This is a genomic window from Chryseobacterium sp. FH1 (assembly GCF_000735135.1).
Lineage (GTDB): Bacteria > Bacteroidota > Bacteroidia > Flavobacteriales > Weeksellaceae > Epilithonimonas.
This window is the reverse complement of sequence record NZ_JPLZ01000002.1, coordinates 21,582-37,693: the sequence shown is the minus strand read 5'-3', so window position 1 is coordinate 37,693 and position 16,112 is coordinate 21,582. Positions and strand designations below refer to the sequence as shown.

Genomic DNA, 16,112 nt, shown 5'->3' with positions numbered 1-16,112 from the left:
TTCTAATTTTGGAAAATAAATTGCAAGATGAGTAACAAAAAGGAAATCTTAATATTGCTTGTATTCTCATTGTTATTTAGTATCCTGGCTTTAGTTAATTTTCGGTTACATCTTAGAACAATCGTACCTATTACTTTTATCTTAACTTTATTTTTAGTAGGAATAATATTAGGTAATGTATTTAATAGAAGTATTAAATCATTATTAAAACAAAATTATCTATTTTATTTTTTCACTTATCTTATTGCTGGAAATATTATCGTTTTTAGTTTCTTTTCTATAAATAATAGTTTTACAGATACTAAAACAAAGACTAGAGTTTATAAAATAGTATCAAAGAAAAATATTCATAAACTAATAACTGGAGAATTTGTAGCCATTGTGGATTTAAAATTGACAAAGCATAAAAACAAAACCTTATTTCTAACCACAGGACAAGAAAGTTATATAAATGATATAACAGACATAAAAACTATAGAGTCCGAAGGAAACTTAGGATTTAAAGTTATCAAGGATATATTTCCCTTGATAACTCTAAATAAGTAAGATTTATTTTATCTATGCGTCAACCTCGGTTGAATCAACTTAGCTACCGTAGAAGTCCATCCGGTTTGATGGGAAGCACCAACGCCCCGACCATTGTCACCGTGGAAATATTCGAAGAACATAATGTAATCTTTGAAATGCGGGTCGTTATTGAATTTATCAACACCACCGTTGAACGCTCTGTTTCCGTTTTCGTCTTTCAGGAAAATACCACAAAGTCTGTCGCTGATGTCTTTGGAAACTTCTTCCAGATTTTTCTGAACACCACTTCCTTTCGGATATTCAATCGTCAACGCATCACCGAAAAAGAAATGGAAACGCTGTAAACTTTCGACAATCAGGAAGTTAATCGGAAACCAAATCGGTCCGCGCCAGTTGCTGTTTCCTCCGAACATTCGACTGTCGCTTTCTGCAGGCGTGTAATAAACAATGTGTTCCTGGTCGTGAACGGTAAATCGGAACGGATTTTCTTCATAGAATTTGGACATCGCACGAATTCCATAATCACTTAAAAATTCGGATTCATCTACCAATCTTGTTAAAACTTTAGTCAATCTGGTTTTTCTGAGAATACTCAAAAGATGCTTGTTTCCTTCGCCTTCCACGTACCATTGGGAAACGAGTTTTGTCAGGTCTTGCTTGTTTTTCAGAATCCATTCCATTCGTTTTTTGAACTCTGGCAATTTCTCCAACATACTGTGTTCCACAACTTCTACCGCAAACATTGGAATCAATCCAACGATGCTTCGAAGTTTCAAACTCACACTGTCTCCATTGGAAAGCTGAAGCACATCGTAGAAAAATCCATCTTCCTCATTCCAAAGTCCTTGTTTGCCGTCACCAATATTTTCCATCGCTTCTGCAATGTAAAGATAATGCTCGAAAAACTTGATGGCCATATCTTCATAGACTGGATTGTGGATTGCCAATTCCATTGAGATACGCATCATATTCAATGCATACATCGCCATCCAGCTTGTTCCGTCGGCTTGTTCCAAGTGCTCACCTTCATTGAATTCCATATTTCGGTCAAAGGCTCCGATATTATCAAGACCCAAGAATCCGCCACCAAAAATGTTATTTCCGTTGTAATCTTTTCGGTTGACCCACCAAGTGAAATTCAATAATAATTTTTGGAAAACCCGTTCCAAGAAAGCCAAATCAGGCTTTCCATTATTTTTTTCATCGATTTTGAAAACCCGGAAAGTTGCCCACGCGTGAACTGGTGGATTCACGTCATCGAAGTTCCATTCGTACGCAGGAACTTGCCCGTTCGGGTGCATATACCATTCTTTCGTTAGTGTAATCAATTGGTTTTTAGCAAATTCCGAATCAATCACACAGAAGCTCACGCAATGGAACGCCAAATCCCAAGTCGCATACCAAGGATATTCCCATTTGTCGGGCATCGAGATGATGTCTTTGTTGTGAAGATGCTCCCAATCGCTGTTTCGGACGTAGCCTTTTCTTTGAATCGGGAAATTCGGGTCGCCTTTCAGCCATTTTCCAACATTGTAATGATAAAATTGTTTGTTCCAAAGCAAACCTGCAAAAGCCTGTCTTTGTACATTTTTCTCGTCCTCGTTTTCAATATCTTTTTGGATGTTCGCATAGAAATCATCCGAATCCTGCTTTCTGTGGTTGATGATTTCATCAAAATCCCAAAACGCATCCTCCATAATATGAGGCGACAATCGGAATTCGAAAACCTTGTTGCTGTGCGCTTCCACGATTTCTTCGCAATGCAAAGACGCTTTGGTTCCGGTTTTCTTAGGATTGATGGTGTCTAAACCTTTCGTAATATATTGATTGATTCCATCTTTGAAGAAACCTTCCGTCTTAGGAAGATTGAAAAGTCGCGCTCTGTTCGTCTCATTTTCACAAAACAAAGCGTCCACATTTCTGTTTCTGGAATATAACTTCTTGATGCTGATGCTATCGTGGTGAATATCAATCTCACCTTGCTTGGAAAAACCAAGATTCGCTTTATAATCATTATAGCCCCAAACCCAGTTGTTTCGGTACCAAACCGTTGGCAAAACCACGATTGGCGCAGGTTTATCACTTCGGTTATGAACATCAATCCTAATTAAAAAATCATCCTCACCAGCTTTTGCATATTCAATGAAAATATCAAAATATTCATCGTTGTCGAAGATTCCCGTGTCGATGATTTCATATTCCATCTCATTTTTGGAACGTTGGCCATTCACATTGATGATTTCCTCGTACGGAAATTCATTGATTGGATATTTGTAAACCATCTTCATATAGCTATGAGACGGCGTGTTGTCCAAATAATAAAAAATCTCCTTTATATCTTCCCCGTGATTTCCCTGATGATTGCTCAGCCCGAAAAAACGTTCTTTAATTCTAATATCTTTTTTGTTCCAAAATGAGAAGGCAAAACACATCTGTTGCTTCTCATCCGAGATTCCTGCGATGCCTTCCTCGGCCCATCTGTAGGTCCAAGCTTCTGCTGTGTCGTGGCCTGTAAATCCCCACGCATCGCCGTTTGTACTGTAATCTTCCCGCACATTTCCCCATTGGCGATGGCTCACATAAGGTCCCCATTTCTTCCAACGCGGATTCCTCAATTTTTCTTCCTCGTTCATATGTTTCTAATTATTTTTTGGATAATTATTCGTTTTTCTTATTTAGGAGCATCACGTTTCTACCTTCGTTCCACGTTTCCAACCCGCTGTCCACTATATCTTTTTTTGCTCAGACGATTGGTCATCCAAAAGAAAACTTTCTCAAAAGCAAAAAAAGGATGCCGTTCCCATCGGGGCTATGTTGAGGTTTTGTCATTCTCCGACGATATAAATGATAGTCGATAAATGATATAAATGAAATTGAAACTTTTAATGCCTCAAATTAAAGATTCACAAAAATTTCCATCCGCTCCAAAAATCGATTCATCGAAACTTTGCTCACTTAAAAAATTCCTTCGCTCTTAAAAATCTTTGCGCTTAAAATCCCACAAAAATTATTTTCAAGTAAAAAAAATCATTTATCACCAATCATTTATCATTCATAATCACCCGTTGTCCGCAAAACTCTCCAACGTCGTCATTCCACCATCCACATAAATACTCGCTCCTGTAATGTAATCCGAATAATCACTCGCCAAAAATACGGCTAAATTTCCAATGTCTTCCGGTTGCCCAATTCTGTCGTACGGAATCAGCGTCATCAGCGCATCCAGAGACTCTTTGTTGTCCCAAGCCGGCTTGTTGATTGGCGTTTGAATTGCGCCCGGACAAATATTATTAACTCTGATTTTATCCTTCCCATATTCCTGAGCCAAAGTCTGCATCAGCATTCTCAGCGCCCCTTTGCTGGAAGCATAATTCGCGTGTCCAGCCCACGGAATCGTCTCATGAACACTGCTGATGTTGATAATTTTTCCCAAAGCTTTAGATTTGTCATTCATTCCACGCTTCAAAAATTCTCTAATGGCTTCTCTCGAACAAAGAAATTGTCCGGTCAGATTCACATCAATCACTTTTTGCCATTGCGCCAAAGTCATATCAATGAAAGAGGCATCTTGTTGCAAACCAGCATTATTTACAAGGATGTCAACAGTTCCAAATTTCTCAATAGTTGTTTTGAACATATCCTGAACCTGGTCTTCCTTGCTCACATCACACTGAATAATGAAACCTTCGCCACCATTTTCCTCAATGGTTTTTAAAGTTTCCTCCGCTTCCGGACGAGAATGTTCAGATGAATGATTTATGATGGTGATGGCGCCGGATTTTGCCAAACTAACAGCAATTCCTTTCCCGATTCCACTGCTGGAACCCGTTACGATGGCGACTTGTTTATTTAGATTGATTTCCATAATTTATTTGTAAAAAGAAATTTTTAATACAAATATTATACGCAAGTTCTGGGAAAATAGAATATTAACAAATAATTATTTTAGAAATTTCAAGCGAAATTTGGAAAAAGTAAACTTTGTGAAGTATATTTGCAGTCAGAATTGTTCATTTACATATTGAAAATGTTATCGAGAAAGGTGGAGAGATTAGACTCTGTGAAACCTTGGCAACCCTTCGGAAACGAAGAAGGTGCTAAATTCTATCCCAATTTATTCGGGAAAAGATAACCAAACATTTATTCTACATTTCCCGTAGCATTTTCAATTTTTTATCAGATAAAATTGGAAAATAAGTTACAACATCTTCAGACATTACATTTCACGACACAAGCCGGAAAGGTTTATGATATTCCATTAAGCTATCAGCTTTTTGGAAGAGAATTGTATTCTGCTCCCATCATTCTGATAAACCACGCGCTCACAGGAAACTCCGATGTTGCGGGCGAAAACGGCTGGTGGAAAACCTTGGTCGGAGACGAAAAAGTAATCGACACAAACCGATTTACAATCATCTGTTTCAACATTCCAGGAAATGGTTTTGACGGATTTTTCATTGATGATTATGAAAACTTTATCGTTCAGGACATCGCCAAAATCTTCATTGAAGGTTTAAAGCTCTTAAAAATTGAAAAACTGTTCGCTTTAGTTGGCGGTTCAGTCGGTGGTTCAATAGGTTGGGAAATGTTGGCTTTGGAGAATAATTTAGCAGAAAGATTCATCCCCATTGCTACAGATTTTAAAACTTCGGATTGGTTGCATTCTCAATGTCTGGTTCAGAAATATCTTTTGGAATCTGAAGAAAAACCATTGGAAAAAGCCAGAGTTCACGCAATGTTGTGCTACAGAACACCAGAATCGCTTAACTCAAGATTCAAAAGAGAAACCGATTCTGAAAAGCAGATTTTAAAGTCCCACGACTGGCTAAACTTCCACGGAAATCGATTAAACGAAAGATTTAGTTTAAAAGCTTACAAACTCGTCAATCATCTTCTGATGAACATCAACGGAAAGGAAAATGAACTGGAAAACATCAATTCAGAAATCCATTTGGTTTCGGTTGACTCAGACCTTTTTTATCCAGCCTTTGAGATTAAAAACACTTATGATTTTTTACAACATAAAAACAAAAACGTTCACTACCACGAAATCAAATCCATCCACGGACACGACGCTTTCCTGATGGAATATGAACAGCTGAACACAATTTTAACACCCCTATTTTTGAACTGATGACAGACAAGAACGCAATTAATATTTATAGAAACAAAGCTTTGGTCAACTTCGAAGGGAAAAATTTCCTTGGACAAATCGGTGTGGATTCACGCATCTTCCAAGCTTTAAATGGAGGCGGAATTAGCGTTGGCGTCATTTCCCAGCAGGCGATAGAAAACGGAATTTCTGTTCTTGTCGACGAAGTTGATGCCGAAGATGCGGTGAAGTTTTTGAAAAAAGAATTCGAACAGGAAACGAAGGAAGGTCACGTTAATAATATTTATAGTATTGATAATCTTAGTGTTATCGGATTTGTTTCGGATAATTACAATAAGATTTTATCAGAACTTCAGCGAAATAAGATTTTTCCTTTATTATTAAGTCAAATCGCATCTGCCGGAAGAGTGAACATTGTTGTGACCGAAAACCAGACCGAAATCACCAAAAACATCATCGAAACCGAAATCTACGGAAAACCAAAAACCGTTCATCTCGCTTTGATTGGCCACGGAAATGTCGGTGGAACTTTGGTAGAGCAAATTTTAGATTCGGCTTATGACATTCTGAAAAGAAAAAGAGTGGATTTGAAAATCGTTGCAATTGCGAATTCCAAAAAAATAGCTTTCAACCAAGCCGGATTCGGAAGCGACTGGAGACAGAAAATCAAGTTTTCCCAAACAGAATCCAGCATAGAAAAATTGGTTGAATTCGCAAAAGAACATCACTTGGAAAATCTTGTAATGGTGGACAATACAGCGAGCAAAGATTTCGTAAAACATTATCCAACATTTGTAGAAAATGGTTTTGATGTCGTAGGCTCTAACAAAATTTACAATACGCTTCCAATTTCAGAATACCGTGATTTCAGAAAATTATTAGAAAAAAACAAAAAGAAATATTTGTACGAAACCAATGTCGGTGCAGGTTTGCCTTTGATTGACACGATAAAACTTCTCCATCTTTCAGGCGAAAATATCACCAGAATCAAAGGTGTCTTCTCCGGAACTTTGAGTTATGTTTTCAATAATTTCTCCCTCCGAAATGACAAATATTCCGTCATCATCCGAGAAGCGATGGAAAAAGGTTTTACAGAACCAGACCCACGCGAAGATTTATCTGGAAATGATGTCGCGAGAAAATTGTTGATTCTGGCAAGAGAATTAGATTTGATTAATGAATTCCAAGATATTAATATCCAGAATCTCGTTCCACAAAATCTTTTGGATATCAACAAAGATGAATTCATTTCCAGATTGGAAGAATTAGATTCAGAATATCAAAACATCAAAGAAAACCAAAAGCCTGACCACGTTCTACGTTACGTCGGCGATTTGCACGGAAACCTTCAGGAAGAAAAAGGAGAACTGGATGTCAAATTAATCTCAGTTCCAGCAAACTCCGCACTCGGACAATTAAAAGGCTCCGATTCTATCTTCGAAATCTATACCGAAAGTTACGGAGAAAATCCAATCGTCATTATGGGCGCCGGAGCCGGAGCAAAAGTGACTGCCCGAGGCGTTTTCGGAGATATTTTAAGACTGAGCGAAACAAAATAAATTTTAATGTACCAATCTACCAATGTAAAGAATGTAACAATGACATTGGTAAATTGCTAAACTGATACATTGTTACATTAAATTATGGAAAATTTCGAAACATTAGCCATCAGATCCCAAACCGAAAGAACTCAGTTTGATGAGCATTCTACGCCTTTATACCTCACTTCAAGCTTCGTTTTCGAAGATGCGGAAGATATGCGCGCGAGCTTTGCGGAGGAAAAAGACAAGAATCTTTACAGCCGTTTCAGCAATCCGAACGTCACAGAATTCGTAGATAAAATAGTGAAAATGGAAGGTGCAGAATCCGGTTACGCTTTCGCAACGGGAATGGCTTCGATTTATTCCACCTTTGCGACTTTGCTCAACGCTGGCGACCACATCGTGAGCTGTCAGTCTGTGTTTGGTTCCACGCACACATTGTTCACGAAATATTTCCCAAAATGGAACATCGAAACCACCTATTTCAAAGCAGAAGACGCCGAGAATATTGAAAAATATATCAAACCAAATACAAAAATATTGTACTTGGAAACGCCGACAAATCCCGCAATCGAAATTTTAGATTTGGAATTTTTTGGACAAATCGCCAAAAAACACGATTTGATTTTCGTTGTAGACAACTGTTTCGCAACACCTTACTTACAACAGCCGATTAAATACGGCGCAGATATTGTCGTACATTCCGCGACGAAACTCATTGACGGTCAAGGTCGTGTGCTCGGTGGCGTTGCCGTTGGGAAGGCAGATTTGATTCGTGAGATTTACCTTTTCGCAAGAAACACAGGCCCTGCGATGTCGCCGTTCAACGCGTGGGTTTTGAGCAAGAGTCTGGAAACTTTGGCGATTCGTGTCGAGAAACATTGCGAAAATGCCTTGAAAGTTGCCGAGTTTCTGGAAAATCATCCGAATGTCGAATTGGTAAAATATCCTTTCCTGAAGTCCCACCCAAGCTACGAAATCGCCAAAAAACAAATGAAGTTAGGCGGAAACATCGTCGCTTTCGAGGTCAAAAACGGCATCGAGGGCGGTCGCAATTTCCTCAACCGAATCAAGATGTGTTCCCTTTCCGCAAACCTTGGCGACACGCGGACGATTGTCACGCATCCCGCTTCCACAACGCATTCCAAGCTTTCCGATGACGAGCGAAACGAGGTTGGAATCACCGCCGGATTGGTGCGTTGCTCCGTCGGATTGGAAAATATTGATGACATTATCAATGATTTGAAACAGGCTTTGGACTAGCAGAATCGAAGGAATTTGGAGCAACAAGTTTTCGTCTTCGAATCACGATTCCAACCCGCTGTCCACTATATCTTTTTTTGCTACGACGATTGGTCGTCAAAAAGAAAATTAAGTCAAAGCAAAAAAAGGATGCCGTTCCCATCGGGGCTATGTTGAGGTTTACTCTTTCAATCGACGATTAGAAAACAAGTTCCTAAGGAACGACCGATATTCTAGCGTTAGAATTTATTCTAACGATTAACGAAAAATAGATAACAAACGTTGGAATCCATTCTGACACGTTAACGAAAAAATGAAATAATGAAAAATTCAGAACAATTATATAAAGCCATTTCCGAACGCATCCTGATTTTGGACGGCGCAATGGGAACAATGATTCAGCGCTACAATTTCTCGGAAGAAGATTATCGCGGTGAGCGTTTCAAAAATTGGGAATCCTCACTCAAAGGAAACAACGATTTGCTCTCTTTGACGCAACCCGAAGCAATTGAAGAAATCCACAAAAAATATCTTTTAGCAGGCGCAGACATCATCGAAACCAACACATTCTCCGGAACCACGATTGCGATGGCCGATTATCATATGGAAGATTTGGTTTACGAACTCAATTACGAGTCAGCCAAAATCGCCCGCAAAGTCTGCGATGAATTTACCGCTCAGAATCCCGACAAACCAAGATTTGTTGCCGGCTCCATCGGACCAACCAACAGAACCGCAAGTCTTAGCCCAGATGTGAATGACCCGGGCTATCGCGCAATCACTTTCGACGAACTGAGAATTGCGTACAAACAACAGGCAGAAGCTTTGCTGGACGGCGGTTCCGACATTTTGTTAGTAGAAACCATCTTCGACACATTGAACGCAAAAGCCGGACTTTTCGCCATCGACCAGATTCAGGAAGAAAGAAATATTAAAATCCCCATTATGGTTTCCGGAACAATTACCGATGCTTCCGGAAGAACTTTGAGCGGACAAACCGCCGAAGCTTTCCTGATTTCAGTTTCTCACCTTAACTTATTGAGTGTCGGATTCAACTGTGCTTTGGGTGCAAAACAGCTGACGCCTTATTTGGAAGCGATTTCTTCCCAGTCAGAATTTGGGATTTCCGCTTATCCAAATGCCGGCTTACCGAACGCTTTCGGTCAATACGACGAAACAGCGAGTCAAATGGCAGAGCAAGTGCAAGAATATCTGGAAAAAGGACTAATCAATATTATTGGTGGTTGTTGCGGAACAACGCCGGAACATATTAAAGCGATTGCTGATTTGGCAAATAACTACGAACCTAGGACAATCAATGTAACAATATAACAATGTGTCACTTTACCAATAAGTTGCGAGCTCAAGATTGTTACATTGGTAAACTGATATATTGGTAAATTAACTTATGAAATACTTAAAATTATCAGGTTTAGAACCTCTAATTATAACCCCAGAATCCAACTTCATCAATGTTGGGGAAAGAACCAATGTGGCCGGTTCCAAAAAATTTCTTCGATTAATTAAGGAAGAAAAATTTTCCGAAGCGCTTGATATCGCCCGTCATCAGGTAGATGGTGGCGCACAAATCCTGGATGTCAATTTCGATGACGGATTGATTGACGGGAAAGCATCAATGATAAAATTCCTAAACTTAATTGCTTCGGAACCAGATATTTCCAGAATCCCGATTATGATTGATTCCTCAAAATGGGAAATTTTGGAAGCCGGATTACAGGTCGTTCAGGGAAAAGCGGTTGTTAATTCAATTAGTTTAAAAGAAGGCGAAGAAGAGTTCATCAAGCACGCCAGAGCAATCAAACGTTACGGCGCCGCGGTGATTGTGATGGCTTTTGATGAGGTTGGGCAAGCTGATAATTTTGAAAGAAGGCTGGAAATTACCAAACGTTCTTATGATATTCTGGTCAATCAACTGGATTTTCCGGCAGAAGATATTATTTTCGACTTAAATATTTTCCCTGTTGCAACTGGGATGGAAGAACACCGCAGAAATGCCATCGATTTTATCGAGGCAACGCGTTGGGTTCGTACTAATCTTCCTTACGCATCGGTTAGCGGTGGCGTTTCAAATGTTTCATTTTCTTTCCGAGGCAATGATTCTGTGCGTGAAGCGATGCATTCCGTTTTTCTTTATCACGCGATAAAAGCGGGAATGAATATGGGAATCGTAAACCCAACGATGCTGGAAGTTTACGACGAAATCCCGAAAGAACTTTTAGAACTGGTCGAGGACGTGATGCTCGACAGAAAAGACGATGCAACCGAAAGATTGCTCGATTATTCCGAAAGAGTAAAATCCACCAAAAAAGAAAAAGCCGAAGATTTGGCTTGGCGCGATATGCCTTTGCAAGAAAGAATCACACATTCTTTGGTCAAAGGACTTGACCGTTTTATTGAGGAAGATACGGAAGAAGCAAGATTGCAGGCAGAAAAACCGCTTCACGTCATAGAAATTAATTTGATGACCGGAATGGGCGTTGTCGGTGACCTTTTTGGAAGCGGAAAAATGTTCTTGCCTCAAGTTGTAAAATCGGCGAGAGTAATGAAAAAAGCTGTGGCTTACCTGCAACCTTTCATCGAAGCTGAAAAGGATGGAACTAGACCAGCTAACGGAAAAATCTTAATGGCAACCGTAAAAGGCGACGTTCACGACATTGGAAAAAATATTGTGAGTGTGGTTTTGGGTTGCAACAATTATGACATCGTCGACCTCGGCGTGATGGTTCCGGCTGATAAAATTATCCAAACTGCGATTGATGAAAAAGTGGATATCATCGGTTTAAGCGGATTGATTACTCCAAGTTTGGACGAAATGGTTCACCTCGCTTCAGAATTGGAAAGACGAAATCTTAGTTTTCCATTATTAATTGGAGGCGCAACAACTTCCAAAGCGCACACAGCTGTTAAAATCGCTCCGAAATATGCAAATACAGTTGTTCACGTGAACGATGCTTCCAGAGCTGTTGGTGTGGTAAGTTCGCTTTTAAATAAAGATAAATCCAGCGTTTATTCTTTGGAATTAAAAAAAGATTACGACGATTTCCGTGAGAAATTCCTGAACCGACAAGTTGATAAAGAATACGTGACAATTGATGAAGCGAGAAAGCAGAAGTTTAAAATCGATTGGGAAAATGAACAGATTCACAAGCCAAATAAATTAGGAATCACCATTATCGAGGACCAAGATTTAGACGAATTGGTAGAATTTATCGACTGGTCACCATTTTTCAGAAGCTGGCAATTGTTCGGAAAATTTCCTGATATTTTGACGGACAATGTGGTTGGCGAGCAAGCGACAATTTTGTTTAATGAAGCCAAAGCAATGCTTAAAAAAATCCTTCGAGAAAAAAGTTTCAAAGCAAAAGGTATTTTCGGAATCTTCCCTGCGAATGCGACTGAACGTGATGATATTTTGGTTTATGATGACAATCAAAATGTGATTTCGACTTTCAGAACTTTGAGACAGCAACATAAAAAATCTGAGGGCAAAGAATATTTCGCATTGTCAGATTTCATTGCTCCTGAAAATTCTGGGAAAGAAGATTATATCGGTGTTTTTTGTGTTTGTACAGGTTTTGGTGCGGATGAATTGGCGAAAGAATACGAAGATAAAATGGACGATTACAATGCAATTATGGTAAAAGCTTTGGCCGACCGTTTTGCAGAGGCTTTCGCAGAATTTCTCCACAAAAAAGTCAGAACCGAATATTGGGGTTATTCAGAAAATGAGACTTTGACCAACGATGATTTGATTAAGGAAAAATATTTAGGAATTCGTCCCGCTCCTGGTTATCCGGCTTGTCCTGACCATTTGGATAAATTGACGATTTGGGATTTGCTTAAAGTTGATGAAAAAATAGGCGTGACTTTAACCGAAAGTTTAGCAATGTGGCCAACCGCGGCGGTTTCCGGTTATTATTTCGGAAATGAAAAATCAAAATATTTCGGTGTTGGAAAAATCGATGAAGACCAATTGAAAGATTATGCCGACAGAAAAGATGTCGATTTGGAATATGCGAGAAAATGGCTGAGCCCGAATTTAGCTGATTAGACCTTGAATTTTAAACCTTGAATTTTTGAATTAAAATAATGAAAATTACTGACCATATAAAAAACGCCAACGGAAAAACACTTTTCTCTTTCGAAATTGTTCCGCCACAAAAAGGCGTCGGAATCGCAGATTTATACAAAAATATTGACCCGTTGATGGAGTTCAATCCGCCTTTTATTGATGTGACTACGTCTCGCGAAGAATATATTTTTCTGGAAAGAGGAAATGGTTTGATGGAGCGCAAAATCACGAGGATGCGTCCTGGAACTTTGGGGATTTGTTCCGCGATTCAAAATAAATATAACGTAGATACAGTTCCACACGTGTTGTGCGGAGGATTTACGAAAGAAGAAACCGAATATCTTCTGGTGGATTGTATGTATTTGGGAATCAATAATATTGTTGCTCTTCGGGGCGATGCGATGAAAGGTGAAAAATACTTTGAGCAGTCAAAAGGTGGACACAAATATGCTTCGGATTTGGTAAAACAAATTCACGATTTAGGAACCGGAAAATACCTTCACGAGGAAATCGTGCAATGCGAGGAAAATAGCAGTTTCTGCATCGGCGTCGCAGGTTATCCGGAGAAACATATCGAAGCACCTTCTATGAATTACGACCTCCAGATGTTGAAGAAAAAAGTGGAAGCCGGAGCAGATTACATCGTCACTCAGATGTTCTTTGACAACCAAAAATTCTTTGATTTCGTAAAACAAGCCAGAGAAATCGGGATTGATGTTCCAATCATTCCGGGCATCAAACCAATTGCTACCAAAGGTCATTTGCAAATGTTGCCACAAGTTTTCAAAATCGATTTGCCTGAGAATTTAATTTCTGAAGTTTTGAAATGCAAAACCAACAGCGATGTTCGCGAAGTCGGGATAGAATGGGCCATCAATCAATGCAAAGAATTGTTGGATTTTGGAATTCCGGTTCTGCATTTTTACTCGATGGGGAAAAGCGATAACATTTTGAAAATTGGAAGAGAAGTATTTTAAGACAAAAAGGGATGTAGTTTGCATCTCTTTTTTTAATTTTACGATTCAAGCATTTTTATGAAATCGCTATCATCTGGAAACAAATAAGTCAATAGAAAAGAAGCGATTGCATTTGTCATTTAAAAAACAATAAATATCTACAAGTGAAATTATCTGGTCCTTTCAAGCAAATCGTCACGCTCGACAATCTTCCACTCAAAGGAAAATTAAACGACGACTCTTTAGAAATAATTTCCAATGGAGGAATTCTAACTGAAAATGGAAAAATTATCGCGGTTGGTAATTTCGAAGTTTTAAAACAAAAATTCCCCGATTCAGAAATCGATTTGATTGAAAATGAACAAATTGCACTTCCTGCTTTTGTGGATGCACACACGCATATTTGTTTTGGAGGAAATCGGGCTAATGATTTTGCAATGCGAAATGCAGGAAAAACCTATCTAGAAATCGCAGAATCTGGCGGTGGAATCTGGAGTTCCGTGCAACACACCAGAAAAGCTTCTGAGGAAGATTTGATTGATGGAATCTTGGAACGCATCAATATTTTATTAAATCAAGGCATCACAACCATCGAGATTAAAAGCGGTTACGGACTGAATGTTGACGAGGAACTGAAAATGTTGAGAGCAATTAAAAAAGCTCAGACAAAAACCAAAGCCACCTTGATTCCAACTTGCCTTTCAGCTCACCTGAAGCCACGAGATTTTGAAGGTTCTTCCGAGGATTATCTTAATTATATTCTTGATGAAATCTTGCCAAAAGTAAAAGAAGAAAACCTCGCAAACAGAGTTGATATCTTCATTGAGAAATCAGCTTTTCAGCTGGAAGAAAGTAAAAATTTCCTTTTGAAAGCTAAAGAATTAGGATTTCAAATCACCGTTCACGCAGACCAATTCACGGTCGGAAGTTCAAGAATTGCGGTGGAAGTTGGTGCCAAGTCTGCCGACCATTTGGAAGCAACAATTGATGAAGATATTGAGTTTCTTGCCAATTCAGAAACCGTTGCGATTGCACTTCCAGGCGCAAGTTTAGGTTTGGGCGAACCATTTTCACCAGCCAGAAAAATCCTCGACAAAGGCGGAATTCTTGCCATCGCAACAGACTGGAATCCAGGTTCTGCACCGATGGGAAATCTCGTAACGCAAGCCTCAATCTTAGCAACTTATCAAAAATTATCAACCGCAGAAGTTTTGTCAGCCATCACTTTTCGAAGTGCTTTTGCCTTGGATTTGTACGACAGAGGAATTATCGCAGAGGGAAAAAAGGCAGATTTCATCACTTATGAAACAGATAATTTTCACAATATCCTTTATCATCAAGGAAGCTTGAAACCAAAAAAAGTTTACATCAACGGAGAACAAATTTTATGATAGAAGAAAGAGACAGTATTATTTTTGACCTGGACGGAACGCTTTGGGACGCTTCGGAAACCGTTGTCAGAGCCTTCAATGACAGCATTGTAGAAATTGGTTTTGATATTAATTTGAATGCTTTGGATATCAGAAATTTTTCCGGGATGAAGATGGGTGATATTTTCGCTCAGCATTTCAATTTTGTTCCAAAAGAAAAACTTCAGAATTTTGAAACTATTTACAGCACGCGAGAGAAGAAATATCTAAATGAGTCGGGCGGAAGATTATTCCCAAAAGTCAGAGAAACTTTAGAAAAACTCAGCAAGACACATCGTCTTTTCATTGTCAGCAATTGTCTTTCGGGCTACATCGAGAGTTTTCTGGACTATTACGACCTCAATCCATATTTCGAGGATTTCGAATGTTTTGGAAATCGTGGTTTGCCAAAAGATGAAAACATTCAGTTGATTGTCACAAGAAATGACCTTCAAAATCCAGTCTATGTCGGCGATACAATATGGGACAAAGAGTCAAGTGAGAAAGCTGGGGTCGATTTTATTTATGCCACTTATGGTTTTGGAAAAATAGATAACGCTGAATTTCAAATAGGAAACTTCGAAGATTTATTAAAATATTAGTCCACAAAAAAGCCTTATCAAATTTTGATAAGGCTTCAATTTTTTATAAATCTCGTTGATTACTTAAACTCAATCGGGAATTTGATTTGAGAATTGTCCCAGCCAGCGTAGAAATCTGCGCCAGATTTGGTCTGTACAAAAGTGATTGAAAAATATTCTATCGGAGCCGAGGTTTTTTCTACAGCTACCGTAAATCTTCCAACATCTTTCGTTTTGTCATAAGCGTATGCGCCCCATTTGTCAACATCTGAGTTCAGAATGATAGTCCATTCTTTCTCACTTGGAATCGCAAAAAGGCTGTAAGTTCCTGCGGGAATTTCTTTTCCACCAATCATTACCGGCGTATAGAATTTGATTTCTGTATTTTCATTCGCCCCAAAGCGCCAGATTTCTCCAAACTTCACAAGATTGTTGAAAACCACGCGATTTTTCTTTTGCGGACGCGAATAAACCACTTTTACTTTCGGAGTTTCCGATTTGGAAGAAGCGACCTGAAGCGGATAATAAACCACATCCAACGGACTCACATCTACAGACGAAAAGTTTAGTTTTGTCGGGTCAATTTTAGCTTGTGAAAATGCGCTGATACCGATTAATAAAGAAGCGGTTACGATTAAATTTTTCATTT

At 39.0% G+C, this 16,112-nt stretch carries 12 protein-coding genes and 1 riboswitch; of the genes, 9 read left to right on the top strand and 3 right to left on the bottom strand.

Annotated features, from left to right (window positions below; translation table 11 throughout):
* Positions 1-27 precede the first annotated feature (27 nt).
* Positions 28-546: a hypothetical protein gene (locus IO90_RS01420; RefSeq protein ID WP_034963234.1), complete on the top strand. Its 519-nt coding sequence runs from the start codon at positions 28-30 to the stop codon at positions 544-546.
* Positions 547-554: 8 nt separating this feature from the next.
* Here the strand turns inward: IO90_RS01420 and IO90_RS01415 are convergent, their stop codons facing one another.
* Positions 555-3,161, bottom strand: a complete 2,607-nt coding sequence (locus IO90_RS01415) for an MGH1-like glycoside hydrolase domain-containing protein (RefSeq protein ID WP_034963233.1) — start codon at positions 3,159-3,161, stop codon at positions 555-557.
* 425 nt (positions 3,162-3,586) lie between these two features.
* The gene (locus IO90_RS01410; protein WP_034963231.1) at positions 3,587-4,393 is read right to left on the bottom strand and encodes a glucose 1-dehydrogenase; all 807 of its coding nucleotides are present in this window, start codon (positions 4,391-4,393) and stop codon (positions 3,587-3,589) included.
* A 162-nt stretch (positions 4,394-4,555) separates the two neighbouring features.
* Positions 4,556-4,663, top strand: a riboswitch (SAM riboswitch).
* A 51-nt stretch (positions 4,664-4,714) separates the two neighbouring features.
* Here IO90_RS01410 and IO90_RS01405 point away from each other — a divergent pair.
* From IO90_RS01405 to IO90_RS01370, 8 genes are all read left to right on the top strand, one after another.
* Positions 4,715-5,662: an alpha/beta fold hydrolase gene (locus IO90_RS01405; RefSeq protein WP_034963229.1), complete on the top strand. Its 948-nt coding sequence runs from the start codon at positions 4,715-4,717 to the stop codon at positions 5,660-5,662.
* Positions 5,662-7,200 (top strand): ACT domain-containing protein, encoded by a 1,539-nt coding sequence (locus IO90_RS01400; RefSeq protein WP_034963227.1) that lies wholly within the window; start codon positions 5,662-5,664, stop codon positions 7,198-7,200. The genes IO90_RS01405 and IO90_RS01400 overlap by 1 nt, the downstream gene beginning before the upstream one ends.
* Before the next feature lie 84 nt (positions 7,201-7,284).
* Positions 7,285-8,445, top strand: a complete 1,161-nt coding sequence (locus IO90_RS01395; RefSeq protein WP_034963225.1) for an O-succinylhomoserine sulfhydrylase — start codon at positions 7,285-7,287, stop codon at positions 8,443-8,445.
* Positions 8,446-8,745: 300 nt separating this feature from the next.
* Positions 8,746-9,756, top strand: coding sequence for a homocysteine S-methyltransferase family protein (locus tag IO90_RS01390; protein ID WP_034963223.1), 1,011 nt, complete (start codon positions 8,746-8,748; stop codon positions 9,754-9,756).
* 76 nt (positions 9,757-9,832) lie between these two features.
* Positions 9,833-12,496, top strand: a complete 2,664-nt coding sequence (metH, locus tag IO90_RS01385) for a methionine synthase (RefSeq protein WP_051878167.1) — start codon at positions 9,833-9,835, stop codon at positions 12,494-12,496.
* 38 nt (positions 12,497-12,534) lie between these two features.
* Positions 12,535-13,494, top strand: coding sequence for a methylenetetrahydrofolate reductase [NAD(P)H] (gene metF / locus IO90_RS01380; RefSeq protein WP_034963222.1), 960 nt, complete (start codon positions 12,535-12,537; stop codon positions 13,492-13,494).
* Between the two features lie 143 nt (positions 13,495-13,637).
* Positions 13,638-14,864: an imidazolonepropionase gene (hutI, locus tag IO90_RS01375; RefSeq protein ID WP_034963221.1), complete on the top strand. Its 1,227-nt coding sequence runs from the start codon at positions 13,638-13,640 to the stop codon at positions 14,862-14,864.
* Positions 14,861-15,484: an HAD family hydrolase gene (locus tag IO90_RS01370; RefSeq protein WP_034963220.1), complete on the top strand. Its 624-nt coding sequence runs from the start codon at positions 14,861-14,863 to the stop codon at positions 15,482-15,484. The genes hutI and IO90_RS01370 overlap by 4 nt, the downstream gene beginning before the upstream one ends.
* A gap of 59 nt (positions 15,485-15,543) precedes the next feature.
* On the opposite strand, the gene IO90_RS01365 is transcribed toward IO90_RS01370, so the two are convergent.
* Complete coding sequence (locus tag IO90_RS01365) at positions 15,544-16,110, bottom strand: DUF2911 domain-containing protein (RefSeq protein WP_034963219.1); 567 nt, start codon at positions 16,108-16,110, stop codon at positions 15,544-15,546.
* Positions 16,111-16,112: the final 2 nt, after the last annotated feature.